Below are 25,130 nucleotides of genomic sequence, written 5' to 3'. Positions count from 1 at the left end.
TACGGACCCCGCCGGGTCCCGGCGCGGCGGCTAGGCTGACCGGGTGCCTGAGCAGACTCCGCGACCCCTCGCGCGCGTGCGTTCCACCGCCCGCGTGCGCGTTGTGGACCGCATGCACCGGGTCGCCGCGGCGCTGGCGGTGCTGATGCTCGCGGCGGTCACCGCCCTGCCTGCCTCCGCCCTGGGCGAGGATGGGCCGTTCGAGCTGCCGCTCGCGGCGGAGACCGTGGCCATGACCCCCGGCGCAGTCACCCGCATCCCCCTGCTGTCCCTGGTCACTGACGACGCGGCGGAGGACCTCGATGCGGATACCGCCCAGCTGACCATCCCCGCTGAGCTCGACGCCCCCACCCGGGAGCTCATGACGCTCGGCGATGACGCCACCACCCTGGCCATCGGCGGGGAGGGCACCTGGAGCGTGCAGGGCCATGAGCTGATCTTCACCCCGGAACAGGACGGCACGAACCCCAGCACCCCGATCGCCCTGACCATCGGCTCGGTCCACGGCAGCCGCTCCCTGCCGGGCACCCTCACCCCCGAGCTGCTGGAGCTGACCGAGGTCGCCTCGCGCGGCGCCGCGGACGCCCCGACCGCGATCGACCTGGACATCGACGTGCCGCCGGGCGGAGCGGTGCGGCTTGAGCTCGAGGGCCTGCCGGCCGGTTCCACCGTGCAGTCCGACGGCAGCCGCGCGATCGTCCCCGACCAGGGCATCTGGCAGCTCTCCGAGGACGGCACGACCATCAACCACACCCCCTTCACCCCCGGGCCGGGTCGCCAGCCGGACCCCATCCGCTACATCGTGGAGGACGCCGACGGGGTCCCGCGTGCCGCCGGCCGCGTCACCCTCACCGTCCCGATCATCTCCGATCTGCACTGGTCCGCCCCCTTCGGAGAGGACATCCTGTTCGTCGTCGGCCAAGCGCAGCAGCACGTGGACCCCAGCACGCTGCGCCTGCAGCCTCTCGGTGGCCCGACCGTCACGCAGATGAACGATGATGGCACCCGCGTGCAGGTCGACGCGGAGGGCACCTGGGAGCTGGACCGCAAGGAGGCCACCGTCCGCTTCACCCCCCTGGACGAGAACGTGCGCGCCACCGCGCCGATGGGGATCGTCGGCGCCGACGAGGAGGGCAACAGCTCCGCCATCGCCCTGCTGAGCACCGCCTACCCCGTGCTCATGGACCGCACCCAGGCCGCTGCACCCGGTGAGGAGGTCACCTTCGACCTCTCCTCGGGAGTGCGTGATGTGCGCACCGACTCTTTCCACTTCGACCGGGAAAACCTCCCCGATGGCGCCGCGATCGCCGAGGGCGGCCGGGAGCTGCACATCGACGGAGAGGGCACCTGGCAGATCGACATCGAGGGCCGGGCGCTGCGGATGATCCCCGAGCCCGGGGTCGTCGGGCCCACGCATCGGGTGGGGATCCTGGCCAGCGGCGTGTATGCCGCGAACCCCGTGCGCGCCGAAGCACAGGTGATCTTCACCGATGTGGTCGCGACGCTGCGCGATGACGAAGGTCGGACCGCGCCCGGGGCGCCGGTCACCGTGGATGTGCTCAGCAACGACACCGCGGGCTCGAGCGCGCAGCCGCTGCAGCCGCAGACCGTGCAGATCGCCTCGCTCGCAGCCACCAACATCGCCGAGCTCGACGACGGTGCCGGGCAGCGCCTGGTCATCCCCGGCGAAGGGGTGTTCACGGTGTCGCCGAACGGTGCGGTGACCTTCGAGCCGGCCGAGGGGTTCACCGGTCGCACCACCCCCATCACCTATCTGGTGCGGGACAGCGCAGAGATCCCGGTGAGCGCCTCGCTGGTGGTGGATGTGGATCCCGAGCTGCTGGGCAGCGAGAGTTCCGGTTCGGAGGTCTCCGGCATCAACAGTCTGCTGGTGGGCCTGCTGCCCTCCGCCCCGGGCACCGCCCGCCTGTTCGGCACCATCGTCATGCTGCTGGTGTTCGGCGGGGCGGTGTCGCTGGCGATCGGCGTGCGGATGGAGACCGACCGCCGCGACTGGGAAGACTGACCCGAGACGGGGACTGCGCCGACGCGGGGGATCGAGCCGGGCTCAGCAGCCCTCGGGGATCGCGACCGGCTCCTTGAGCGCGGCAGCGGCCTTCTTCGCCGCGGCCAGCTCCCGGTAGCCATCTCCCAGCAGGACCTCCACCGTCGTGCCCTCGGCCTTCTCATCGAGCTTGAGCTCCGGGGTCACATCACCGGCCCGGAACTGGGCGGCCACCGCCGCTGCCGCGAGGTACCCCTCGGGGCCGTGCACGATGGTCACCGCCCCGGAGGCGCTGCCGGTGTTCCCGGGCTTATCGGTCGCGAAGCCGCGCTCGCCGAGCTCCTCGGTGACCGAGCCGGCGAGTCCGGAGCGGCTCGTGCCGTTGAGGACCCGCACCGTCACGTCAGCGGGATCCGCCGGGGTGTCACCCTCCTGGGGGCACACCAGCGCGGAATCCTCAGCGGTGGGGGAGGCGCCCACCGCGATCTCGCCCGGGTCCTCGGCGGGGCGGCGGAACTCGCCGAAGGCGTAGACCCCCACGAGCACCAGGGCGATCGCGAGCGCGGAGAACACCACCAGCTGCGTCACCCGCAGCCGCCGAGTGCGGCGCAGACGCTGGTCACGACGCCGAACATCGTCGGCGGATCGCCCATAGGGGTGGGCGTCCCGATGCGAGGAGCTCATCTCAGTCCAGCGGGCGGTACCGGATGCCGAAGGCATCCAGGCGCGGCAGGTGGGCACGCAGCCGCTCAAGGAACTCCTCGTAGCTCTGCTGCGGGGAACCCCAGGCTCGCTCCGCCACCGCACACATGCGCGGGAACGCCATGTACTGGACATCCTCCGCCGTGGGCAGGTATTCGCTCCACAGCTGACCCTGCAGGCCCAGCACGAGCTTCTGCTCATCATCGCTCAGCGGCTGGGGCGCGAAGTCCGTGGTGTAGATGTCCTTGAGCGTGGTCAGCCCGCCGATCGCCAGCGGTTCACCCTCCGGATCCGCCTGGTAGTGGTCCAGGTACAGGTGCTCATTGTTGGCGATGATGGTCTGGAAACCGCGCTCGGTGGAGGTCTTCAGGCCGTTGCCGTGACGCCAGTTCATGATGACGATGCCGTCCGGCAGCGGGGAATCCAGCACCTCGTCCCAGGCGATGACCTTCTTGCCCTGCTCGCGCAGCACATCGGTGGCGAACTGGGTGAAGCGCCCCTGGATCTCGGAGACTCGGGTCATGCCCCACTCGTTCATGCGGGCACGGGCCTCGCTGGACCGCTCCCACTCCACGCGCGGGCACTCATCGCCGCCGATATGGAAGTACGGGGCGGGAAAGATCTCGCTGACCTGCGTGAGCACATCCCGCAGGAAGTCGAAGACCTGATCAGAGACCCCGAGCACGTGATCGGAGATGCCCCAGACCTCGCGCACCCCCACCTGACGCTCCGGGACGTTCCCCAGCTCCGGGTAGGCGGCGATCGCGGCCTGCATATGGCCCGGTAGATCCACCTCCGGCACGATCATCACGCCGCGGCGGCGGGCGTACTCCACGAGATCCTTCAGCTCCTGCTGGGTGTAGAAGCCGCCATGACGAATCCCGTCGAACTCCCAGCTGTCCTCGTCCTCGCTCATATGGCCGACGAGGGTCTGCTCGCGCCAGCCGCCCACCTCGGTCAGCCGCGGGTAGCCCTTGATCTCGACCCGCCAGCCCTGGTCATCGGTCAGATGCAGGTGCAGGACGTTCAGGCGGTGCAGCGCCATCGCGTCGATCATCTTCTCGATCTCAGGGATCGCCATGAAGTGGCGCGAGACATCCAGGTGCATGCCGCGCCAGGCGTGCTTCGGCTGGTCCGAGATGGTCACGCAGGGGATCGAGCCATGGGCGTCCGCGACGATCTGCGCGAAGGTGTTGCGGCCATCGGCCAGCGCCGCCTCGCTGCCCGCGCTCAGCGCAGCACCCCGCGGGGAGATCGACAGGCTGTACTCCGCCGGCGCTAGATCCTCGTTCACACCCACCGACAGCTCCGCCCAGGGGTCGGAGGTCTCCCAGACGCCCTCGGACCAGACGACGGAGCGGGGGAGGGGAACGAGGGCGATCGGATCAGGCATCGGACTCTCCTGGGATCTGAGATCGGACGGGTGCATCCAGTCTGCCACGCCGCGGGTGGCCGGACGTCCCGTCCCGGGGATGCATGAGGGCCCGGTCGGCGGTGCCGACCGGGCCCTCCACGTCGTCCTGCTCCTTCCCGGTGACGCGTCAGCGTCGAGCAGGTCGCCGTGGTCTGTGGTGTCTCCGGTGTATCAGCCGCGCAGGCGGGCCGGAGGCGAAACTCAGCGGTAGGTGACGAAGAAGTGCGGCTCGTTCCAGATCTGACGCTCGGACACGCCGTTCATCAGCGGGGCCGAGTCGATGAAGGTGTTGCCGCTGACATAGATCCCGATATGCCCGTAGTCGTTGCCGGAGAAGACCACGAGGTCTCCGGCCTGCGCCTCGGACTTGGGGATCACCCGGCCGTTGAAGGCGTAGCCCTTGGCATTCCGGCGGGGAATGGAGAAACCGGCGTCGTTGTACGCGCGGTACACCATCCCGGAGCAGTCCATACCGCCGCCGGGGGTCGTGCCACCCCAGGTGTAGCGGGAGCCGATGAGGTTGCGCGCCGCCGCGACGATCGCCTGACCGTCGAAGGACGACGGCGAGGACGGGCGGGAGCCCGACCGGCTGGAGCCGCTGCCGATGCGAGTGTTGCTGTCCAGAGCGCGCCAGGTCTCGGGGCCCACGACGGCGTCCACGCCGATGCCGGCGGCGGACTGCAGGGAGCGGACCGCGGACGCGGTGCCGCGGCCGAATACGCCGTCCACGGCGATGCTGGCGCCGCGCTGGTTGAGCTTGCTCTGCAGGGTGCGCACGGCATCCCCGCGGCTGCCCGGGCGCAGCTTGGGCTGCCCGGACGCGCTCGGGGTGCGGGGGGTCGAGGTGGACCCGCCGCCGATGCGGGCGTTGCCATCGAGCGCCCGCCACGTCTTGGGACCCACAACGGCGTCCACGCCGATGCCGGCGGCGGACTGCAGGGAGCGGACTGCAGACTCGGTGGCGCGGCCGAACACGCCGTCCACGGCGATGCTGGCGCCGCGCTGGTTGAGCTTGCTCTGCAGGGTGCGCACGGCCTGCCCGCGGCTGCCCGGGCGCAGCTTCGGCTGCGTGGAGGAGCTCGAGGAGCGGGTGCTCGGAGCGGACGATCCGGTCAGCGCGTTCCAGGTCCGCGGACCCACCACGCCGTCCACGCCGATGCGGGCGCTGCTCTGGTGGGAGCGCACGGCCCGGAGGGTGGCGCTGCCGAACACGCCGTCCACCGCGATGTTCGCGCCGGCGCTGTTGAGCTGCTTCTGCAGGTAGGTCACGGCGGCGCCACGGGAGCCGTAGCGCAGCTTGAGGGACACGAACTGAGAGGGGGCGGCGGCAGTGGGGGAGGCCGGAGCGGCGGAACGGCTGCCGATGGTCGTGGCAACCGGAGCCTGGGCCTGGGCGGACGGGGAGCCGACCACCGCGCCGGTGGTGGCGACGGCACCGATCACGGCGACGCCTCCCATCCCTCGGGCGGCGGGGGCGGCGAGCCCTCGGTAGTCGATGACAGCTGGGCCGGGCGCGCGGTGTGTACCCCGTGGTGCAGTGCGGAACATGATGCTCGGTGTCGCTTTCTCCGGCGCCTCGCTGTGGAAAGACGCGACGCGCGCATCCGTGCTCCTGCGCCCGTCACCCAGGGAAGTGGAGGAAGCGACCGAGGCGGTGACGGGGAAGGCGGCGACTCGGCGGATACCCCGATGGAGCTGGGGCACCGCGACTCACTGTAGGGGGGTATCCCGAAGGGCCCCTAGGGGCATTTGCCGTCCACGGGCCACGATTTGACTGAAGTTTTACTCCTAGAGGTCATTTCGCGGCGCGTCATCATCGACATATGAATGACGGCATGGTAGTTACATCGATGGTATTTCGGGGGCCATAAGGCGCCGCTGAGGAGTCCGCAGATGACGAAGGGCCCCGATCTGCTGTTGCAGATCGAGGCCCTCGATGGTCGGGGTGACAGGATTTGAACCTGCGACCTTACCGTCCCGAACGGCACGCGCTACCAAGCTGCGCCACACCCCGGGTGGGGAACCTGAACGGCTCACCGAGGAGCGATCCTAGCAGGATCCCCGGGGCGGCACCGACCCGATCACGGGGCCGAGGGGCGCAACGTGAGCAACGTCGCCTCCGGTGGTGTCATCAGGCGATAGTTCGAGTACGGGCTCGCCCCCATCCCGGCGCTCACGTGCAGGGGGACGCCCCGCCAGCGCGTCAGCCCGCGGGCCTGCGCCCGGGGCAGATCGCAGTTGGTGACGATCGCCCCGATGCCGGGCAGGCGCAGCTGTCCGCCATGGGTGTGCCCGGCCAGCATCAGATCCGCGCCATCGGCCACGAAGGCATCCAGCACCCGGCGGTACGGCGCGTGCGCCACGCCCAGGTGCAGCACGGCCCTGGGCTCGCGCGCGGACGCCGCAGCGTCCTCGGGCCCCGGGCCCGTCTTCGGCGCGGGCATCTCATCGCGCTCCAGGTGCGGATCATCCACCCCCACCAGGGTCACCTCGAGCTCATCCAGCACCAGGCGCGCACGGGTATTGGTCAGGTCCTTCCACCCATGCTCAGTCAGGCGCGCGGCGAGCTGATCGGTGGGCAGATCCGGCTCGGTGCGCTCGGTGAAGCCCTTCGGGCGCGGATCGCGCAACAGGTAGCGCGCCGGGTTCTTCGGCATCGGGGAGAACATGTCATTCGAGCCCATGACGAAGGCCCCGGGCCGACGCAGCAGCGGCGCGAGCGCCTCGGCGAGGACCGGCACCGCGGCGGCGGAGGCGATGTTGTCCCCGGTGTCGATCACCAGATCCGGCTGCAGCGTGGACAGGTGGGTGAGGAAATCCAGCTTGCGGCGCTGATCGGGCAGCAGATGGATATCGCTGATATGGAGCAGTCGCAGCGGGCGGGCGCCGGGCGGCAGGATCCGCAGCTCTGCCTCACGCAGGGTGAAACGGTGGATCTCCACATGGCGCGCCCAGACATGCGCCGCCGCGGCGGCGGTCAGGCCCAGCGCGCCGAGCGCAGCACCGGCTCCGACGGCGGGGTGGCGGCGCATATCAGCCCTGCCCGGAGGACTGGATGATCACGACCGTCTCGCCGTCGGACAGGCGCGTGCCCGCAGCGGGTTCGGTGCGGATCACGAAGCCGTCGCTCACGGTGTCGCTGGCCTCCTGCCGCACCTCGGGGCGCAGCCCCGCGGCTTCCGTCGCCGCGGTGGCCTCCTGGATCCGCATGCCCGCCACCTGCGGGACGACGCCCGGCTGCGCGGCCTCGCCCGCTGCGTTGTCCGTGGCTGCGGGAGCGGACGGGAACGGCTTGGCCGGGAGGTCGCGATGCACGTTCGTCATGTATTCCTGCCAGGTGGGCAGGGAGACGGTGTTGCCCCACACCTGGCCGCTCTGGAGCACCTGACCATCCACAGGGAAGCCCCCGGGGCGGATGTTGGCCTGCGGGTGGCCGAACCACACGGCCGTGGACATCTGCCGCGTGAAGCCCACGTACCAGGTGTGGAACTGACTGCCCGAGGTGCCGGTCTTGCCGCCGGCCGCATGGCCCTCGATGACGCGGCCCTTGCCTGTGGCCCGCGGATCCTCCAGATCCTGCTGCAACACGTAGGCCATGGTGTCGGCGACCTTCTTATCGACCGCCTGGTGGCACTGCGCCCCGGTGATCTCCATCGGCTCCCCGTCACGGTCCATCACTTCAGTGATCGCCTGGGGGCGGCAGTAGGTGCCCTCCGCCGCGTAGGTCGCGTAGGCCGCGGCCATGTCCAGCGCGGAGATCCGCAGCTCGCCGAGCACCACCACGGAGGGCGCCAGCTCGGTCTTGTAGACGTCCTCGATGGACATCTCCCACGTGGCGGGGTCATAGGGGTTGAACGTCGCCGGGACCACACCGATGTTCCGGGCCGTCTCCGCGATATCGCACAGATCCAGCTGACGGGCCATGTTCGCGTAGGAGGTGTTGATCGAGAACTTCGTGGAGTCCAGGACGGACATCTGGGGTTGCAGCGTCACCGAGACGGCGTTGTCGGGGTCGTACCCGGGGCTCTCCCGCCACGCCCCGCTGGGTAGGCAGCGAGCGGGGAAGTTCGGCATCTTCTCGCGGCGGGTGCTCACCGTGTCAGCGATGCTGCGACCGCTCTCCAGCCAGGCCTGCAGCACGAAGGGCTTGAAGGTCGAGCCCACCGGGAAGCCGCTGGAGCCGCCGAGCTCCTGCGGCACGTTGTAATTGATCGCAGTCTCACCGGGCTTGATGTCCTGGTGCGGGTTGAACGTCCGGTTCTGCGCCATCGTGAGGATCTTGCCGCTGCCGGGCTCGACGGTGACAATCGAATGGCCGAAGCCGCTGGGCGAGTCGCCCGGCAGCTTGCGCTGCAGGATGTCCACCGCCTGCTTCTGGATCGCCGGATCCAGCGTGGTGCGGATGGTCAGACCGCCGCCGTACAGCAGCTTGCGCCGCTCCTCATAGGTGGGAGCGAACGCCGGGTCGTTCAGCAGGGAGCGCGTGACGTAGTCGCAGAAGAAGCCGCTGGTGCCCGCGTCCGCGCAGCCTGCGCGGACGTTCTGGACCTTCAGCATGTCCTTCACGTTCTGGGAGGTGTACTTCTCGTGCTCCTCCTCGGTGATGTAGCCCTCGCGGAGCATGTCGGAGAGCACCTCGTTGCGGCGCTTCTTGCCGGCCTTCGGATGGCTCACCGGGTCGTACTGGTTGGGGCCGTTGGTGATACCCGCCAGCAGCGCGGCCTCACCGGGGTTCAGATCCTTGGCGCTCTTGGAGAAGTAATGGCGCGCACCGGTCTCCACCCCGTACTGCGAGGGCCCGAACTGGGCGACGTTGAGGTAGGCGTTGAGGATCTCGTCCTTGGACCATTTCTTCTCCAGGGAGATCGCGAGCTTGGCCTCGCGCAGCTTGCGCCCATAGGTCTGCTCGGTCGCCGCCAGCTGCGCATCCTGGTCCCCGCGCTGGACCGCATCCATCAGCAGCGCGTTCTTCACGTACTGCTGGGTGAGGGTGGAGCCGCCCTGGGTGGCGCCACCGGCCGCATTGGACGCGAAGGCGCGGGCCATGCCCTTGGGATCCACCCCGCCGTGCTCATAGAAGCGGCGGTCCTCGACGGCGATCACCGCGTGCTGCATGTGCGGCGAGATCTCCTCCAGCGGCACCATGATGCGGTTCTCGGTGTAGAACGTCGCCAACAGCGACCCATCGGCCGCTTCGATCCGGCTGGCCTCGTTCAGCGGCTCCACCTCGAGCTCGCTGGGGTAGGCCTCGAACAGGTCCACGCCGTCCTTGGCCACCGCCGAGGTGGCCGAGACCGCCGGCAGGAAGAACGCCGCCAGCAGCACACCGCCCAGCGCGGACACCGCGAGCATGCCCAGCAGCAGGTAGAGCGTCTGTGCCAGTGCGACGGGCAGCGAGCGTGCACCGGTCGCGGAGCCGGTGCCGGGCCCGAGGTTCGAGGAAGCCATGAGATCAATGTACGCAGCAGTCCTGCCAGCGGCCATGAGGCGTGCCACGCCCCCGCGGAATCTTCACCAGATAGCAACGCTGGTCATGCTTTCCATGGCCCCGCAGGGCTGTCCGTCGCATGCAGCAGCGTCGTGCGGTGCAGACGGCGGGCGTCGGCGCGTTGAATCCATTAGCACGTCAAGGCTCCCGATGTGGGGAGATCCGCGGCGTTTTGCGCTGTGGCGGTGCTCTCTTTACAGTGGGCAGCGATGCCGCGGGTCACCGTCGACCCGCCGTAAGGGGAAAGGGACCAGATGACCATCGTGGGAACCTCCATCGATGCCGACTCCAGCTGGGCCACGCGCGGGGCGTGCGTCTCGATGGATCCAGACCACTTCTTCGTCCAGGGGGCCGAGCAGAACGCCGTCAAAGCTGCCTGCACCAGCTGCCCCGTGCGCACTGAGTGCTTGGCCGACGCCCTGGACAACCGGGTGGACTACGGCGTGTGGGGCGGCATGACCGAGCGTGAACGTCGTCGGCTGCTGCGCCGCAACCCCGACGTCACCGACTGGCGGGCGGCGCTCATGGAGGCCTCCCGTCAGGTGGTCGGCGCCGGGGTGCGATCCGGCGCATGATGTCCCCTCCGCGCGGCGGTAGGCTCCTGCCATGAGCACTGTGACCCGTTGGGAGTACCTGACCGTCCCCCTGCTGATCCACGCGACCAAGCAGATCCTCGACAACTACGGCGATGAGGGCTGGGAGCTCGTCCAGGTGGTGCCTGGCCCGAACCCGGAGAACCTGGTCGCCTACCTCAAGCGTCCCCGCAGCGAGGTCTGAGCGATGAGCGAGCAGAGCACCGAGACCACTCCCGCGCTCCAGCATTCCGCCAGCCCGCGCACCCGCGCGCGCCTGACCGAGCTCGGGCTGAGCCTGCCCACCGTCGCCGCGCCCGTGGCGTCCTATGTTCCGGCCGTGCTCAGCGGCTCCCACGTCCACACCTCCGGGCAGCTGCCCTTCGTGGACGGCGAGCTGCCGCAGCGCGGCAAGGTCGGGGCCGAGGTGACCGAGGAGCAGGCGAAGCAGCTGGCCGCCACGTGCTGCCTCAACGCCCTGGCGGCGATCGAGGCGCTGATCGGAGACCTGGACCGCATCGCCAAGGTCGTCAAGCTGACCGGCTATGTGGCCTCCGCCCCGGATTTCACCGCCCAGCCCGGTGTCATCAACGGCGCCAGCGAACTGCTGGGCAGCCTGTTCGGCTCTGCCGGGCAGCATGCTCGCTCCGCCGTGGGTGTCGCGGTGCTGCCGCTGGACTCGCCCGTGGAGGTGGACCTCCTGGTCGAGCTGCACACCCCGCTGACCCCCTGAGCGCCGTGCCGGAGGAGCCGCTGCGGGCCCCCGACGCCCCGCCGGTCGAGCTGATCGCGGTCCGGGCCGACAACCCCGGGCCGATGACACTCACGGGGACCGTCTCCTATGTCGTCCGCGACGATGACGACTCCTGGGTGGTGGACCCCGGCCCCCGGGACCCCGAGCACCTGGCCGAGCTGCTGCTGTGCTGCGAGGGCACCCATCCCCGCGGGGTCCTGGTCACCCACCATCACGAGGACCACGCCGCCGGAGCGGCGGCGCTCGCCCGTCGGCTCGGAGCACGCAGCGGCCACGCGGTGCCGCTGTGGGCCGCTGATCAGCAGCGGGTCGCGGGATCCGATCCGCTGCCCTCCCAGCTGATCGGCGCGCACGGCACCGTCGGCCACATCATCCACACCCCCGGGCACACCGATGACTCCGTGTGCGTGCTGCTCGACGGCGGGCGCCTGCTCAGCGGCGACACCTTGCTCGGCGGCTCCTCCACCGTGCTGATCCCTGAGCACGGGGGCTCGGTCGCGGAGCATCTGCAGAGCCTCGCGATCCTGCGCGCCATGACGATCGACGGGCGCATCGGTTCGATCCACCCCGGCCACGGGCCCGCGATCGAGGGCCCGCACGAGGCGGTCGAGGTGCTCGAACAGCAGATCGCCCACCGCCGCGAGCGGATCGACCAGGTGCGCCGGGCCCGTTCCGTCGGCGTGCTGACCCTGGACCGTCTGCTGCGCGTCGTCTACGGGCCGGACCTCGCCGAGGAGCTGCATGAGCCCGCCCGCCACACGCTGCGGGCGATCCTCGCGCACCTGACCGAGGGTGGCTGAGCACCCGTCGGCCGCTCCTGAACCATAGGCAACAGAACGCCCCCGTCGAGACAGCTCGGCGGGGGCGTTCTGATCGGGCGGGGTCAGCGTGCGCGGCGGCGCAGACGCTCCACGTCCAGGATCAGCACGGCGCGGGCCTCCAGACGGATCCAGCCGCGCGAGGCGAAGTCCGCCAGAGCCTTGTTGACTGTCTCGCGGGAGGCGCCCACCAGCTGGGCCAGCTCCTCCTGGGTGAGGCCGTGGGCCACCATCACGCCGTCATCGGTCTGGCGGCCGAAGCGCTGGGCCAGGTCCAGCACGTTCTTGGCCACGCGGCCGGGGACGTCGGCGAACACCAGATCCGCGAGGGATTCATTGGTCTTGCGCAGACGCCGGGCGAGCGAGGCCAGCAGGTGACGGGCCACCTCGGGGCGCTGGGCCAGGACCCGGTACAGATCCTGCTGGCTCAGCGAGTACAGGGTCGACTCGGCCACCACGGTGGCGGTCGCATTGCGCGGGGCCGGATCGAACAGGGACAGCTCGCCGAGGGTCTCGCCGGGGCCCAGGACCGCCAGCAGATTCTCGCGCCCATCCCCGGAGGCATGGCCCACCTTCACCTTGCCCGAGCCGATGATGAACAGCCGATCTCCCGGATCACCCTCCCGGAAGATCACCGCGCTGCGGTGGTAGTCCTCCTGCTTCATCGACGCCAGCACGGCCTGCTTGCCGTCCTCGTCGAGCGCGGCGAACAGGGGCGACGACCGTACGATGTTCTCGTCCACGGAACCTCCTGGATGCGGGGCCCCGATGCGCGGGGCCGTGTGCGGTGCGGCTGTGACCGGGACCACCGCACCCGGTGGTGACGATCACATGATGGAAGAACCCTACCGCGCCTGGGCCCCGATCACCCGCGACTGCCCGCCCGGAAGGAGCATCGGCATGTCCGAGACCGCCGCCCGTGAGCCCGCGCGCCGCGCCGGTGCCGCCGCCGATCCTGCGGAGGTGGCGCGCCGCCTCGCCGCGGAGCACCCGGACGCCCGCACCGAGCTGGACCATCGCGATGCCTTCGAACTCCTGGTCGCGACGGTCCTGTCCGCCCAGACCACCGATGTGCGCGTCAACCAGGTGACCCCCGAGCTGTTCTCCCGCTGGCCGGGCCCCGCCACACTCGCCGGAGCCGAGGAGGGCGACGTCGCTGCGGTGCTGCGGCCGCTCGGGATGGGACCCACGCGGGCCCGGCGCGTGATCGGCCTCGCCCGCGGTCTCCTGACCGCGCACGACGGGCAGGTGCCCGATGACCAGACGGCCCTCGAAGCCCTGCCCGGGGTGGGCCGCAAGACCGCCCATGTGGTGCGCGGCGCCTGGTTCGGCCACTCGCTGCTCGCGGTGGACACCCACGTCGGCCGCCTCGCCCGGCGCCTGGGCTGGAGCGAACGCACCGATCCGCGGCACGTGGAGCAGGACGTCACGCAGCGCCTGCAGGCCCGGGGCACCGGCGCCGACGCCGAGAACCTCACGGTGCTGGGGCTGCGGCTGATCCTGCACGGGCGTCGCGTGTGCACCGCCCGCGCGCCGCGCTGCGGCACCTGCGTGCTCGCGGACCTCTGCCCGAGCGCGGGGGAGCAGGCGTGAGGCGGGCGCAGCCCCCCGTCGGCCCCGATACGGTGCCCGCTTACCTGCACCCCCTGGCCACCCGGGCCGCCCGCGGGGAGGTGCTGCTGGATCGGGCAGGCGCACGAGAGCAGCTGCCACCCGCGCGCGACGTGCGGCGCAGCGCCGTGCTGATCCACCTCGCAGGAGAGTCCGCAGCGCACGCGCATCTGCTGCTCGAGGAGCGCGGGCATCAGCTGCGCTCCCAGCCGGGCCAGTTCGCCCTGCCCGGCGGTGGCGTCGAGCCGGACGATCACGACGTGGTGCACACGGCGTTGCGGGAAGCGCAGGAGGAGACGGGGCTCGACCCATCGGACGCCAAGGTGCTGGGGGCCTTCGCACCGATCCCCATGCCGTGGCGTGCGCAGGAGGTCACGCCCGTGCTCAGCTGGTCCCCGCAGATCCCGACGCTCGGCCCGCATGACCCGGTCGAGGTGGAGCGCCTGGTGTGGGCGCCGCTGGTGGGCGGGGCGTCCCTGACCGACCCGGCGCGGCATGCGCGCGGGCGACTGGACGGCCGGGACGTGGGGCCGGTGTTCGACCTGCCCGGCGATGCGTTCATCTGGGGTTTCACCGCGATGATCCTCGAGCAGGTGCTCGCCGGGGTGGGGCTTGAGGTGGTCGGCGGGAACGTGCCGCTGCGGGACATCCCACCCGGGCGCCGACGCCGCTGAGCAGGATCGGCGGAGGGCGCGCGGTGGTGCCCATCACCTCCCCTCCGAGGGCCCGCCGCGGCGTGGGGACCGCACGATAGACTCACCCGATGCCGGGAGCCCCCGGCCCCGCAGCAGATAAAGGAATGGGATCCAGGTGCCACGCGGCAAGGTGAAGTTCTACGACGCCGAGAAGGGCTTCGGCTTCATCCTCGACGAGGAGGACGGCCAGAGCGTCTACGTGCACGCCACGAACCTCCCCGACGGGGTGACCACGCTGCGTCCGGGCACGCGCGTGGACTTCGACATGGTCGACGGTCGGCGCGGCCCCCAGGTGCTGTCCCTGCAGCTGGTGGACCCGGTGCCCTCGATCTCCCGTGCCCGCCGCGCCAAGCCCGAGGACATGGCCGGCATGGTCGAGGACCTCATCCGTCTGCTGGATGACGCCTCCAACGGGCTGCGCAAGGGCCGCTACCCCGACCGCGGGCACTCCCAGAAGATCGCCACCGTGCTGCGCGCCGTCGCGGACAACTTCGAGGCCTGAGACATGACGTCACCGTCCACCACCACGCGCCGCCGCACCGCCCGGCCCAAGCTCGACCAGATCGCCGCGGAGGCCGTGGAGCTGGCCCGCGAGGCGCTCGCGGAGGTCACCGAGCCCGGCCAGGTCGGTGAGCATCTGCGCGCCGAGGCGAGCGCTGACCGGCTGGTCACGCACGTCTTCGAATGCACCATGCCCGGGTATCGCGGCTGGTCGTGGGTGGTGGTGCTGGCCCGCGCGCCCCGCGCGAAGGTCGCGACGGTGGCGGAGACCGCGCTGCTGCCGGGCGAGGACGCGATCCTCGCCCCCGAGTGGGAGCCCTGGTCGGAGCGTCTGCGCCCCGATGATGTGGGGGTCGATGACCTCCTGCCCTACCGCGAATATGACCCGCGGCTCGAGCACGGCTATGAGTCCACCGGCGAAGAGGACGAGGATCGCGTAGCCCAGTGGGAGCTGGGCCTGGGGCGCGTGCGCGTGCTCTCCCCGGAGGGGCGCGGCGACGCCGCCGAACGCTGGCTCGAGGGCGACTTCGGTCCCCGGCCCACCTCACGTCGCGGCCGCAAGGGCACCGTCCCCGCGCACTGCACCAGCTGCGGATTCTTCACCCAGCTCGCCGGGTCGCTGCGCGGACAGTTTGGCGTGTGCACCAATGAGTGGTCCCCGGCCGATGGGCGCGTGGTCCACCTGCAGTATGGTTGCGGGGCGCACTCCGAGACCGGGCGCGAGGAATCCATGGGCCGCGAGATCCCCCGCAGCGAGGGCGTGATCGTGGACGAGCTGGAGGTGGAGTTCCAGCAGAAACCCGCGGCGCAGGATCAGCCGACCGAGCCCGCGGCGGACGATGCCAAGGCAGAGGGCGCTGAGCCTGGGCAGGCTGAGCAGCCCGCTGCGCAGGAGCAGCCGCCTGCATCCGCGGAGCTCCCGGAGGCGGATTCCCCCGAGGACACCACCGAGACGCCCGCCCATCAGGACGAGAAGTCGAAGACCGCGGAGAAGAAGCCTGCGGGCGGCGCGGAGGACAGCGGGGCCGAGTCGGCTGACGGCGCGGACACCCCGGGCGTGGTCTGAGACCCGGGCTTCGGCGCAGCAGTCCTGCCGCGTTCATCTCAGCGCAGCGAGATTGCGATCCGCGCCAGCAGCGCCTCGATCGCCAGCAGCGGCGGGACGTTCCCAGCGATGCGCTCGCGCGCGGTCTGCACCCCATCCAGCAGCCCCAGTGTGACTCGGCCATCCCCGGCCCGGGCCGCCTGATCGATCTCCGGCTCGACCTCGAGGTTCACAAGCTCACCGCCGGTGCCGAGCTGCCGACCCAGCACATCGCGCAGCACCGAATGCGCATCCAGCAGGTAGCGGTCCAGCACATCGCGCACCAGACGGGTCTGGCGACGCTTGGCATCATCCTCGAGCTGCTTGAGCTGGCTGCGTAGCGCCGGCGGCACCTTCCCGTCCTCGATCCCCGCGGAGCGCAGGAACCGCTCCCGCTCTTCCGCAGCGACCTGGTCGGCGTGCTCCTTCGCCTCCGCGGTCGCGCGGTCCACGAGTTCCTGCGCGGCGAGCACCGCCTGCCCCGCCGAGCGCAGCCCCAGCAGTGTGCGGGCGGACTGCTCGCGCGCCGCGAGCGCCCCCTCCTGGGTGGCGTAGCGCAGCGCGAGCCCGATATGCCCCTGCGCGGCCCGGGCCGCCCGCAGCGCCAGCTGCTCCTCTACCCCGTCGCGGCGACGCAGCAGCTCAGCCACCACATCGGCCCCCGGGACCGTGAGGGTCACCAGGCGGCAGCGGGAACGGATCGTGGGGGCCAGATCCTCCGCCGACGGGGCGCACAGCATCCACACCGTCGACGGCGGCGGCTCCTCGATCGACTTCAGCAGCACGTTGAAGGTGCCCGGGCTCATGCGGTCCGCGTCCTCGACGATCAGCACCCGATGCCGACCCGTCGCGGGGGCGCGCTGCGCGGTCATCACCAGCGCCCGCACCTCCTCCTTCGCGATCGACAGCTTGTCGGTCGCGACCACGGTGACATCCGGGTGCGTGCCCGCCAGCACGGTGCGGCAGGCCGCGCAGGCCCCGCAGCCGGTTCGGTGCTCGCACTGCAGCGTGGCGGCGAAGGCCCGCGCGGCGGTGGAGCGGCCGGAACCGGGCGGCCCGGTGACCAGCCACGCCTGGGCGAGCGACCCCTCCGGGGAGGCGGCCCGTCGGAACTGCGCGACCGCCGCCTCCTGGCCCACCACATCGGACCACACCCCCTCGAGGGGCGGGGCCGGGTGGGTGATGGTCCGCGTGCTCATTCCTCGTCCCGGCGACGCGGCGGCTCCGCGGGCTCGAAGGTGGGGTCGAACAGGGCCAGCACCTCGGCGACGCCCTCGAGCACCTGGGCGTGCACCTCCTCGCGCGGCAGCGTCCCATCGATCACCCGGAACCTTCCGGGGTCCGTCCGGGCGAGCTCGAGGAACTCCTCGCGCACCGCCTCATGGAACTCCAGGCCCGCCTCCTCGAGGCGGTCGCGGCCCTCCGGGCTGCGGCGCTCATCGAGGGTGCGCGGCGGTACATCCAGCAGGATCGTCCGATGCGGCATCAGCCCGCCCACCGCCCAGTGCGACAGCGAGCCGATGTCCTCGGGCTCCAGATCCCGCCCGGCGCCCTGGTAGGCGATCGAGGAATCCAGGTAGCGGTCCGAGAGCACGAGGCCGCCGCGCGAGAGGTGGGGGCGCACGACGGTGGCGATGTGATGGGCGCGGTCCGCCGCGTACATCAGCGCTTCGGCGCGCGCATCCACATGCTCGCCATGCAGCAGCAGCTCGCGGATCGCTTCCCCGAGCGGTGTGCCGCCGGGCTCGCGGGTGGTGAGGATCAGATCCTCGGCAACGGAGCGTTCGGTGACCAGGTGATCGTGCAGCATCTGCATCTGCGTGGTCTTGCCGGCGCCGTCCCCGCCTTCGAAGGAGATGAACACGCCCCGATGCGGCGGATGCGTGGCCGGGGCGCGCAGCGTGAACGTGGTCTCGTGCGGGCTCATGCCGCCTCCTCCCCGGGGTACACGACGCCAAGGGCGGCGCGGGCCTGATCCATCGTGCGCATCACCGACAGGGTGTCCTCCCAGCTCATGAGTGGTGATTCGAGATCCCCGGCACTGATCCGGCGCGCCGCCTCTGCGATCTCATAGGCCATGCCGTCCCCGAGATCCGCCGGATGCGAGACGGTCGCGCTGCGCCCATCGAGGAGCGTCACGGTGAGATCACCGGGGGCGTAGAACGGCTGTGGGCCCCCGAGTTGGGCGCGGCCCTGCGTGCCCGTGACCACCGCGGTGTTCGCGGTCTGCGCGTGCAGCGTGGTGGCCAGCCGCGCGACGCCCCCGCGGGTGCCGCGCGCGGTGAGCGCCGCGTACGCATCCACGCCGAGCTCTGTGCACTCGCCGGTGACCTGCAGGTCCGTGAGGTCGCCGAGGATCATCTGGGCGAAGGAGATCGGGTACACGCCCAGGTCCAGCAGCGCGCCGCCGCCCAGCGCCGGATCATGCAGGCGATGCGTCGGATCCATCGGGAACGCCTGCCCGTGATCGGCGGCGACCTCCACGATCTCGCCCAGCACACCCTCGGCGATGACCTGGCGCAGCACGTCGTACTGCGGCAGGAAGCGCGACCACATCGCCTCCATCGCCAGCACCCCGCGCTCGCGCGCCAGGTCCAGCAGCTCCCGGCTCTGCGTCTCGTTCAGCGTGAAAGCCTTCTCCACCAGCACCGGTACCCCCGCCTCGAGCACCGGCCGGGCCAGGTCCCGATGCTGGGCGTGCGGGGAGGCGATGTACACCGCATCGATGCCGCCTGCGGCGAGCATGTCCCCGACCGCATCGAAGGGGCGCTCGATGCCGTGCTTCTCAGCGAAGGCCGCAGCCCGCTCGGCGGAGCGGGAGACCACCGAGACCACGCGGGAGACCGTCGCCCGATGCATCGTGGCGGTGAACTGATCGGCGATATGCCCCGGGGAGATCACCCCCCAGCGCAGGCCCGGCGCTGTCGCCGGATCCGGGATCGTCGTGGCGGGCAGGACGAGGGACGCTGTCATGTCAGACGGCTCCTCGCGCGGGTCAACGCTCGGGGTCATGCCTCCAATCTACCCAGCGCCCCCGACACCGGGGCGGCGTCGGGGGCGCTGTGCAGAAGGTTCCGCGGGGAGCGGAATCGTGGGGCGGGGAAGGCTGGGGCCTTAACCCTCTGCTCGATTGGTTGATCTCCTACCGCTCGCAAGCTCGCAGTACGTCGATCAACCCTTGACGGAACCCGCCGTCATGCCGCGCACCAGGAAGTTCTGCAGCGCAAAGAACACGATCAGCGGGATCAGCATCGACATGAACGCGCCCGCGGTCAGCAGCTCCGCGCCCTGACCCTGCGTGCCCAGCAGCTGCTGCAGCGCCACGATGATCGTGGTGTTCGAGCCGCCGCCCAGGAACAGACGGGCGATCAGCAGGTCGTTCCACACCCACAGGAACTGCAGCGTCGCGAACGCGGCGATCGCCGGGGCGGACATCGGCGCCACCAGACGCCAGAACGTCTGGTAGTGCGTGGCGCCGTCGATCTTCGCGGACTCGATCACCGAGTACGGCAGACCGCTCATGTAGTTGCGCAGGATGTAGATCGCCAGCGGCATGCCGAAGCCCGTGTGCAGCAGCCACACGGCCACGAACTGTCCCGAGATCCCCAGGCCGCGCGGGCCCAGCAGGTTCAGCAGCGGCTGGAACGCCACCTGGATCGGCACCACCATCAGCGCCACCACCAGCAGGAAGAACAGCTCCTTGGCGGGGAACTTGATGAAGGTGAAGGCGTAGGCGGCAAAGGCCGCGAACATGATCGGCAGCACCGTCGCCGGCACCGCCACCACCACCGAGTTCAGCAGCGTCCCACCCACCGGGGTGTTCTCGAACAGCCGCTGGTAGTTGTCCAGCGTCCACGAGGCCTCGAACGGATTCAGCAGCGCCGACCACCAGCCGGAGGTCGCTGCATCGGTGCGTGAACGGAAGCTCGTGACCAGCATCCCGAAGGTGGGCAGCGTCCACAGGATCGCCAGCACCACCATCACCACGATCGCCACCGGGGAGCGGCGACGACCGTCCTTCATGCGTCCGACGCTCATCGCTCCTCCTCCAGCTTGCGGTACGAATGGATCTGGTAGAACACCACCGGCATCACCAGAAGCAGCAGCACGACGACGACCGCGGCCGCGTGTCCGGCGTTCTGCTCGGTGAACAGCTTGCGGAAGAACAGGTTCGCGATCACATCGGTGCTGTTGCGCCCATTGGTCATCACGTACACGATGTCGAAGACCTTCAGCACCACGATCAGCACGGTGATGAACACCGCCAGCACCGCCGCACGCACCTGCGGGAAGATGATCTGCCAGAAGATCCGGAACTCGCCCGCGCCGTCGATCCGCCCGGCCTCCACGGTGTCCTCCGGCACCGCCTTGATCGCCGAGCTCAGCAGCACCATCGCAAATCCCGTCTGCAACCAGATCAAGATCACCATCAGCAGCAGCGAGTTCAGGCGGAAGTCGCTCATCTGCAGCCAGGTCTGCGGCTCACCGCCGAGCGCCACCACGATGGCGTTGAGCAGACCGGTCTGCTCCGCCCCGGGGGAGTTGTAGGCGTAGATCAGACCCCAGATCGTCGAGGCGCCCACGAAGCTGATCGCCATCGGCAGGAAGATGAAGGACTTCGCCGCCTTCTCCCCGGAGGCGGAGAGCTTGTCCGCCAGCACCGCGACCAGCAGACCGAACGCCACGGTGATGATCGGCACCACCAGCACCCACAGCAGGTTGTTCGTCAGCGCCGTCCAGAACCCCTTCGAGGCGAAGATCTCCTGGTAGTTGCGCATCCCCACCCAGGCGGTGGAGTTCTTGTTCGCGAAGGAGTACACGACGGTCTGCACCGTCGGATACACCAGCATCAACCCGATCAGAGAGAACCCCGGCAGCAGGAAGGCGTAGGGGATCAACCCGCGCGCGAACCGGGCGGGCAGACCCTCGATCGCCATGTTCAAGAACCAGAAGAAGACGATCGCTCCGCCGATTCCCACCACCAGGCCCAGCAGGCCGATGAGGATCTGGGAGTGGAAGAACACCTTCGGGTACCACGCGAAGGCGAGGAAGATCGTGCACATCAGGTAGATCGTGCCGATCGCGCCGAGAGCGCCCAGGATCAGGCGGCCGGGCCGGGCACCGGTGCCCGATGGTGCGGCGGAGCCCGCCTCCGTGCTGGAGGCGGGCTCCTGAACAGCTGTGCTGCCCTCACTCACGCCGGCCACGACTCCTCGACGGCGTCCAGGGCCTCCTGGGAGGTCTTCTCGTCGCCGATCCACTCGTTCATCGCGGTCCAGAAGGAGCCGCCGCCCACCTCACCGGGCATGAGATCCGAGCCGTCGAAGCGGAACACGGCCGCCTCGGAGGCGATCTCCGCGACCTGGCGGGTGATCTCGTCGCTGTAGAGGGAGGTGTCGAAGCTCTGGTGGGGGCTCAGCCAGCCGCCGGCCTCGGCCCACTCGGCACCGAAGTCCGCGGAGGTGATGAACTCCATGACCTTCTTGGCCTCGTCGTCCTCCTTGTTGAACAGGGCTGCGAGGTCGCCGCCGCCCATGATCGGGTTGCCCTCGGAGTAGCCGCCTTCCCACTGCGGGAGTGCGAACACGCCCACCTGGTTGTCCATATCGGCCTGGATCTCTTCGGGCAGGAAGCCGGTGACGAAGTTGCCCTGACGGTGCAGCATCGCCCGCGGTTCCTCCTCGAACAGCGGCAGAATCGCCTCGGAAAACGCGGTGTTCAGGATGGTCTGGGAGCCGCCCAGCACATTGCCCTCGCCCTTGAGCAGTTCGCCCAGCGCGTCCAGGGACTCCAGGATCTGCGGGTCGTTGAAGGGGATCTCGTGCTTGGTCCACTGGTCGTAGACGTCCGGGCCGTGCATGCGCAGCACGAACTCCTCGAGCCAGTCGGTGCCCACCCAGCCGGTGGCCTGATCGGCGTTCCACGCATCGGACCAGGGGGCGATCCCGCTGTCCTTGATCTCGTCGCCGATCTTCATGAGCTCCTGGAAGGTGGCCGGCTCAGCGTTCCAGCCGCCCTCCTCATAGGCCTTGATGGGGTACCAGACCAGGGACTTCACGGCCAGACGCATCGGGGCGCCGTAGATCGTGCCGTCCTCCGCGGTCGCGGACTCCAGGAAGCCGGCGATCAGCGTGGACTTCAGGCCCTCCACGTCCAGGTAATCCTCGATCGGGGCGATGTGCCCCTCCTGCGCCATCTGCAGCAGCGCACCCGGCTGCGGGAACAGCGCGATATCCGGGGCATCGCCCGCACCGGCGCGGGTGCGGATGGTGTTCACGAAGTCCTGGTCGGAGGTGTACTCGACGGTGATGCCCGATTCCTCGGAGAACGACTTCAGCGCCGCATTGAAGCCCTCGGCCTCCACACCACCGAAGTTGCCGAGGATGGTGACGGTGCCGTCCCCGGCATTGCCGCCGGCGGAGCCGCCGCCTTCACCGCCGCCCTTCTCGTCTGGGTTCGCCAGGCAGCCGGCCAAGCCGAACGCTGTGGCGGCCGCGGCGCCGCCGAGCATCGCGCGCCGGGTGGGATTCACTCGCATGGGAATACTCCTTGCATCGTCTCTGATGAACGGGTTCGCTTCAACTCTAGCCCTCGAGTTAAGGCTTTTCGGCAGCAGACAGCACCGCCCGGGTCATGCGGAGAAACGTTGTGTCCCCGTGACATCCGACCATTTTGCCGGGTGGCCGGATGGGATCGCTCAGCGCGCGATGCGCTCGCTCACTTCTTGGTGGTAGAGCGCTTGCGCGTGCTGGTGCGCCGGGCGGGCTTCTTCGCGGGGCCCTTGGCGCGCTTCTCCGCCAGCTTGTCCACCGCGATCTGCTCGGTGATGTCCTCGATCCGCTCTGTGGAGCGCAGCGAGACGTTCGTCGTGCCGTCGGTGATGTACGGGCCGAAACGGCCGTCCTTGATGACGATGGGCTTGCCCGAGGTGGGATCGGTGCCCAGCTCCTTCAGCGGTGGCTTCGCAGCGGCCCGACCGCGACGCTTGGGCTCCGCGTAGATCTTCAGCGCCTCCTCGAGGGTGATCGTGAAGATCTGCTCCTCGCTGGTCAGGGACCGCGAGTCGGTGCCCTTCTTGAGGTAGGGGCCATAACGGCCGTTCTGCGCGGTGATCTCGGTGCCGTCGGCGTCGGTGCCCACCACGCGCGGCAGGCTCAGCAGCTTCAGGGCGTCCTCGAGCGTCACCGTCGAGAGCTCCATGGACTTCAGCAGCGAGGCCGTGCGGGGTTTGGGCTGCTTGGTCTTCGGCAGCGGCTTGCCGCTGTCGTCAGTGGCCTCAGGCAGCACCTCGGTGACGTAGGGGCCGTAGCGCCCGTCCTTGGCGACGATGTCGTGGCCGGTGGCCGGGTCGGTGCCCAGCACCTTCCCGTCGTCCTTCGCCCGCTCCAGCAGCTCCTTCGCCCGCTCGACGTCCAGCTCATCGGGCGCCACATCATCGGCGACGTTCGCGCGCTGCGGATCCGCCCCCTCGATCAGCTCACCGTTGGCATCGCGGGCGGGACGCTCGAGGTAGGCGCCGTAGCGGCCCACCCGCAGGCTGATCCCTTCGCCGATATCGATCGAGTTGATGGCCCGGGCGTCGATCTCCCCGAGGTCATCGACCATGGGCTTCAGGCCGATGGGGCCCTCGCTGCCATCGCCGCGGTAGAACTCCTCGAGGTACTCGGCGCGCCCCAGCTCACCGCGCGCCATATGGTCGAGCCTCTGCTCCATCTGCGCGGTGAAGTCATAGTCGATGAAGGTGCCGAAATGCTCCTCCAGCAGGCGCACCACCGCGAACGCTGTCCACGAGGGCACCAGCGCCGTGCCGCGGCGCAACACGTACCCGCGGTCCTGAATGGTCGCGACGGTGGACGCGTAGGTGGAGGGGCGGCCGATGCCGCGCTCCTCGAGGGCCCGCACGAGCGAGGCCTCGGTGTAGCGGGGCGGCGGGGTAGTGGTGTGCCCGTCAGGCGCCAGCTCCCGGGTGTCCAGCTGCTGGCCCTCGCTCATCTGCGGCAGACGCTTGTCGCCGCGCTCGTCCTCGCCGTAGCGGGTGGCATCCCGTCCCTCCTCATAGGCGGCGAGGAAGCCCCGGAACGTGATCACGGTGCCGGAGGCGCGGAACGTCGCGGTGCGCTCGTTGCGCGTAAGGGTCAGCTCCACCGAGGAGGTGGTGCCCTTCGCATCGGCCATCTGGGAGGCGATAGTGCGCTTCCAGATCAGCTCGTACAGGCGGAACTCGTCCCCGGAGAGCTTCCCGGCCACCTCGGCGGGGGTGCGGAAATGATCCCCCGCGGGGCGGATCGCCTCATGCGCCTCCTGCGCGGCCTGGGACTTGTTCTGGTAGTAGCGGGGCTTCTCGGGCACGAACTGGGAGCCGTACAGCTCCGCGGCCTGCGCCCGGGAGGCCCGAATCGCCTCACCGGAGAGCGTCACCGAGTCGGTACGCATATACGTGATGTAGCCGTTCTCGTACAGCGACTGCGCCACCCGCATCGCCTGGCGGGCGCCGAGGTGCAGCTTCCGGCTCGCCTCCTGCTGCAGGGAGGAGGTGGTGAAGGGGGCGGCGGGCCGACGGGTGTACGGCTTGGACTCCAGGCCCGTGACCGTCGCGGGGGCGTCCTCAAGCGCGGTCACAAGCTCACGGGTCGACGCCTCGGTGAGCACCGTCGCGTTCTTCGCCTTGGGCTTGAGGGTGCCGTCGTCGGCGAAATCCGAGCCGGTGGCCACCCGGGAGCCATCCACCGTGGCGATGCGGGCGGTGAAGGCGGGGGCATCGGCGCCCGACGCCGGTTCGGCGGCAAACGTGCCGGTCACATCCCAATAGTCGGCGGGTACGAAGGCCATACGCTCCCGCTCACGCTCGACCACGAGGCGGGTCGCGACCGACTGCACGCGGCCCGCCGACAGGCTGGGCTTGATCTTGCGCCACAGCACGGGGGAGAGCTCGAAGCCCACCAGGCGATCCAGGATCCGACGGGTCTCCTGCGCATCCACCAGGTGGGTGTCGATGTCGCGGGTGGTGCGCAGCGCCTCGGCAATGGCGTCCTTGGTGATCTCGTGGAAGACCATGCGCTTGACCGGCAGGGACTTCTTGGGCTTCAGCGTCTCCAGCAGATGCCAGGCGATCGCCTCACCCTCGCGGTCCTCATCCGTGGCGAGGTAGAGGGTGTCGGCCTCTTTGAGGGCCTTCTTCAGCTCCGCGACGGTCTTCTTCTTATCGGGGCTGACCACGTAGTACGGGTCGAAACCGGAGTCGACGTCCACCCCGAACTTGCCGTAGGGGCCCTTCTTCATGTCGGCGGGCAGGTCACGGGGGACGGGGATGTCGCGGATATGCCCCACCGAGGCGAGGACCGTGTAGTCATCCCCCAGGTAGCGCGCGATCGTGCGAGCCTTCGCGGGGGACTCGACGATCACCAGATGCCGTCCACCAGTCACGGTGCGTGTTCCTTCCTCGCCGCGCTCAGCGCGGCCCATCAGCTGCGGCCGGGTGCCGCCAGA

22 protein-coding genes and 1 tRNA gene are annotated in these 25,130 nt (G+C 70.0%); 9 read left to right on the top strand and 14 right to left on the bottom strand.

The window, feature by feature from the left end; genetic code table 11:
* Positions 1-43 precede the first annotated feature (43 nt).
* Entirely contained in the window at positions 44-2,026 is a 1,983-nt protein-coding gene (locus CJ197_RS00705; protein ID WP_146007676.1) for an Ig-like domain-containing protein, read from the top strand.
* Positions 2,027-2,068: 42 nt separating this feature from the next.
* On the opposite strand, the gene CJ197_RS00700 is transcribed toward CJ197_RS00705, so the two are convergent.
* The 6 genes from CJ197_RS00700 to CJ197_RS00675 form a co-directional block, all read right to left on the bottom strand.
* Positions 2,069-2,689, bottom strand: coding sequence for a LytR C-terminal domain-containing protein (locus CJ197_RS00700; RefSeq protein ID WP_102234845.1), 621 nt, complete (start codon positions 2,687-2,689; stop codon positions 2,069-2,071).
* Between the two features lies 1 nt (position 2,690).
* The gene (locus tag CJ197_RS00695; RefSeq protein WP_102234844.1) at positions 2,691-4,100 is read right to left on the bottom strand and encodes a beta-N-acetylhexosaminidase; all 1,410 of its coding nucleotides are present in this window, start codon (positions 4,098-4,100) and stop codon (positions 2,691-2,693) included.
* Positions 4,101-4,322: 222 nt separating this feature from the next.
* Positions 4,323-5,564, bottom strand: coding sequence for a peptidoglycan-binding protein (locus tag CJ197_RS00690; RefSeq protein ID WP_158239313.1), 1,242 nt, complete (start codon positions 5,562-5,564; stop codon positions 4,323-4,325).
* A gap of 494 nt (positions 5,565-6,058) precedes the next feature.
* Positions 6,059-6,135, bottom strand: a tRNA-Pro gene (locus CJ197_RS00685).
* 67 nt (positions 6,136-6,202) lie between these two features.
* Positions 6,203-7,153 carry a metallophosphoesterase gene (locus CJ197_RS00680; RefSeq protein ID WP_102234842.1) on the bottom strand — a complete coding sequence of 317 codons (951 nt, stop codon included), beginning with the start codon at positions 7,151-7,153 and terminating at the stop codon, positions 6,203-6,205.
* Position 7,154: 1 nt separating this feature from the next.
* Positions 7,155-9,569 (bottom strand): transglycosylase domain-containing protein, encoded by a 2,415-nt coding sequence (locus CJ197_RS00675; protein WP_158239312.1) that lies wholly within the window; start codon positions 9,567-9,569, stop codon positions 7,155-7,157.
* Positions 9,570-9,863: 294 nt separating this feature from the next.
* Between CJ197_RS00675 and CJ197_RS00670 the strand changes: the two genes are divergently transcribed.
* From CJ197_RS00670 to CJ197_RS00655, 4 genes are read left to right on the top strand one after another with little or no spacing between them, the layout of a single operon-like run.
* Positions 9,864-10,184, top strand: coding sequence for a WhiB family transcriptional regulator (locus tag CJ197_RS00670; protein ID WP_102234840.1), 321 nt, complete (start codon positions 9,864-9,866; stop codon positions 10,182-10,184).
* Positions 10,185-10,224: 40 nt separating this feature from the next.
* The gene (locus CJ197_RS00665; RefSeq protein WP_199173844.1) at positions 10,225-10,386 is read left to right on the top strand and encodes a DUF4177 domain-containing protein; all 162 of its coding nucleotides are present in this window, start codon (positions 10,225-10,227) and stop codon (positions 10,384-10,386) included.
* Positions 10,387-10,389: 3 nt separating this feature from the next.
* Complete coding sequence (locus CJ197_RS00660) at positions 10,390-10,914, top strand: RidA family protein (protein WP_102234838.1); 525 nt, start codon at positions 10,390-10,392, stop codon at positions 10,912-10,914.
* A gap of 5 nt (positions 10,915-10,919) precedes the next feature.
* Positions 10,920-11,735 carry an MBL fold metallo-hydrolase gene (locus CJ197_RS00655; RefSeq protein WP_233190565.1) on the top strand — a complete coding sequence of 272 codons (816 nt, stop codon included), beginning with the start codon at positions 10,920-10,922 and terminating at the stop codon, positions 11,733-11,735.
* An 83-nt stretch (positions 11,736-11,818) separates the two neighbouring features.
* Here CJ197_RS00655 and CJ197_RS00650 read toward each other — a convergent pair whose 3' ends face one another.
* On the bottom strand, positions 11,819-12,496 hold the full coding sequence (locus tag CJ197_RS00650) for a Crp/Fnr family transcriptional regulator (RefSeq protein ID WP_102234837.1): 678 nt from the start codon (positions 12,494-12,496) through the stop codon (positions 11,819-11,821).
* A 157-nt stretch (positions 12,497-12,653) separates the two neighbouring features.
* Here CJ197_RS00650 and nth point away from each other — a divergent pair, with 157 nt between their 5' ends.
* The 4 genes from nth to CJ197_RS00630 all read left to right on the top strand — a co-directional run bounded on the left by nth (position 12,654) and on the right by CJ197_RS00630 (position 15,626).
* Positions 12,654-13,346 carry an endonuclease III gene (gene nth / locus CJ197_RS00645; RefSeq protein ID WP_102234994.1) on the top strand — a complete coding sequence of 231 codons (693 nt, stop codon included), beginning with the start codon at positions 12,654-12,656 and terminating at the stop codon, positions 13,344-13,346.
* The gene (locus CJ197_RS00640; RefSeq protein WP_233190564.1) at positions 13,343-14,038 is read left to right on the top strand and encodes a CoA pyrophosphatase; all 696 of its coding nucleotides are present in this window, start codon (positions 13,343-13,345) and stop codon (positions 14,036-14,038) included. Before nth ends, CJ197_RS00640 begins: the two co-directional genes overlap by 4 nt.
* Before the next feature lie 136 nt (positions 14,039-14,174).
* Positions 14,175-14,561 (top strand): cold-shock protein, encoded by a 387-nt coding sequence (locus CJ197_RS00635; RefSeq protein ID WP_102234836.1) that lies wholly within the window; start codon positions 14,175-14,177, stop codon positions 14,559-14,561.
* 3 nt (positions 14,562-14,564) lie between these two features.
* The gene (locus CJ197_RS00630; protein ID WP_102234835.1) at positions 14,565-15,626 is read left to right on the top strand and encodes a DUF3027 domain-containing protein; all 1,062 of its coding nucleotides are present in this window, start codon (positions 14,565-14,567) and stop codon (positions 15,624-15,626) included.
* A 38-nt stretch (positions 15,627-15,664) separates the two neighbouring features.
* Here the strand turns inward: CJ197_RS00630 and CJ197_RS00625 are convergent, their stop codons facing one another.
* The 7 genes from CJ197_RS00625 to topA all read right to left on the bottom strand — a co-directional run bounded on the left by CJ197_RS00625 (position 15,665) and on the right by topA (position 25,067).
* Positions 15,665-16,843 carry a DNA polymerase III subunit delta' gene (locus CJ197_RS00625; protein WP_102234834.1) on the bottom strand — a complete coding sequence of 393 codons (1,179 nt, stop codon included), beginning with the start codon at positions 16,841-16,843 and terminating at the stop codon, positions 15,665-15,667.
* Positions 16,840-17,571: a dTMP kinase gene (gene tmk / locus CJ197_RS00620; protein WP_102234833.1), complete on the bottom strand. Its 732-nt coding sequence runs from the start codon at positions 17,569-17,571 to the stop codon at positions 16,840-16,842. The genes CJ197_RS00625 and tmk overlap by 4 nt, the downstream gene beginning before the upstream one ends.
* Positions 17,568-18,656: a Gfo/Idh/MocA family protein gene (locus CJ197_RS00615; protein ID WP_102234832.1), complete on the bottom strand. Its 1,089-nt coding sequence runs from the start codon at positions 18,654-18,656 to the stop codon at positions 17,568-17,570. The genes tmk and CJ197_RS00615 overlap by 4 nt, the downstream gene beginning before the upstream one ends.
* A 159-nt stretch (positions 18,657-18,815) precedes the next feature.
* Positions 18,816-19,682: a carbohydrate ABC transporter permease gene (locus CJ197_RS00610; protein WP_102234831.1), complete on the bottom strand. Its 867-nt coding sequence runs from the start codon at positions 19,680-19,682 to the stop codon at positions 18,816-18,818.
* The gene (locus tag CJ197_RS00605; RefSeq protein ID WP_233190563.1) at positions 19,679-20,842 is read right to left on the bottom strand and encodes a carbohydrate ABC transporter permease; all 1,164 of its coding nucleotides are present in this window, start codon (positions 20,840-20,842) and stop codon (positions 19,679-19,681) included. Before CJ197_RS00605 ends, CJ197_RS00610 begins: the two co-directional genes overlap by 4 nt.
* Positions 20,839-22,182, bottom strand: a complete 1,344-nt coding sequence (locus CJ197_RS00600; protein ID WP_102234830.1) for an ABC transporter substrate-binding protein — start codon at positions 22,180-22,182, stop codon at positions 20,839-20,841. The genes CJ197_RS00605 and CJ197_RS00600 overlap by 4 nt, the downstream gene beginning before the upstream one ends.
* A 179-nt stretch (positions 22,183-22,361) precedes the next feature.
* Positions 22,362-25,067 (bottom strand): type I DNA topoisomerase, encoded by a 2,706-nt coding sequence (gene topA / locus CJ197_RS00595; protein WP_102234829.1) that lies wholly within the window; start codon positions 25,065-25,067, stop codon positions 22,362-22,364.
* Between the last annotated feature and the right edge of the window lie 63 nt (positions 25,068-25,130).

Origin of the sequence: Brachybacterium sp. UMB0905 (genome assembly GCF_002871795.1) — a bacterium.
GTDB lineage: Bacteria > Actinomycetota > Actinomycetes > Actinomycetales > Dermabacteraceae > Brachybacterium.
This window is presented reverse-complemented; position numbering and strand designations above follow the sequence as displayed.

What these genes read in the sequence shown, in the direction of transcription:
- CJ197_RS00630 (WP_102234835.1), top strand. Translation starts at nt 14,565, where the DNA reads ATGACGTCACCGTCCACCACCACGCGCCGCCGCACCGCCCGGCCCAAG.
- CJ197_RS00600 (WP_102234830.1), bottom strand. Translation starts at nt 22,182, where the DNA reads ATGCGAGTGAATCCCACCCGGCGCGCGATGCTCGGCGGCGCCGCGGCC.
- CJ197_RS00625 (WP_102234834.1), bottom strand. Translation starts at nt 16,843, where the DNA reads ATGAGCACGCGGACCATCACCCACCCGGCCCCGCCCCTCGAGGGGGTG.
- tmk (WP_102234833.1), bottom strand. Translation starts at nt 17,571, where the DNA reads ATGAGCCCGCACGAGACCACGTTCACGCTGCGCGCCCCGGCCACGCAT.
- CJ197_RS00610 (WP_102234831.1), bottom strand. Translation starts at nt 19,682, where the DNA reads ATGAGCGTCGGACGCATGAAGGACGGTCGTCGCCGCTCCCCGGTGGCG.
- CJ197_RS00660 (WP_102234838.1), top strand. Translation starts at nt 10,390, where the DNA reads ATGAGCGAGCAGAGCACCGAGACCACTCCCGCGCTCCAGCATTCCGCC.
- CJ197_RS00695 (WP_102234844.1), bottom strand. Translation starts at nt 4,100, where the DNA reads ATGCCTGATCCGATCGCCCTCGTTCCCCTCCCCCGCTCCGTCGTCTGG.
- nth (WP_102234994.1), top strand. Translation starts at nt 12,654, where the DNA reads ATGTCCGAGACCGCCGCCCGTGAGCCCGCGCGCCGCGCCGGTGCCGCC.
- CJ197_RS00680 (WP_102234842.1), bottom strand. Translation starts at nt 7,153, where the DNA reads ATGCGCCGCCACCCCGCCGTCGGAGCCGGTGCTGCGCTCGGCGCGCTG.
- CJ197_RS00615 (WP_102234832.1), bottom strand. Translation starts at nt 18,656, where the DNA reads ATGACCCCGAGCGTTGACCCGCGCGAGGAGCCGTCTGACATGACAGCG.
- CJ197_RS00700 (WP_102234845.1), bottom strand. Translation starts at nt 2,689, where the DNA reads ATGAGCTCCTCGCATCGGGACGCCCACCCCTATGGGCGATCCGCCGAC.
- CJ197_RS00670 (WP_102234840.1), top strand. Translation starts at nt 9,864, where the DNA reads ATGACCATCGTGGGAACCTCCATCGATGCCGACTCCAGCTGGGCCACG.
- CJ197_RS00675 (WP_158239312.1), bottom strand. Translation starts at nt 9,569, where the DNA reads ATGGCTTCCTCGAACCTCGGGCCCGGCACCGGCTCCGCGACCGGTGCA.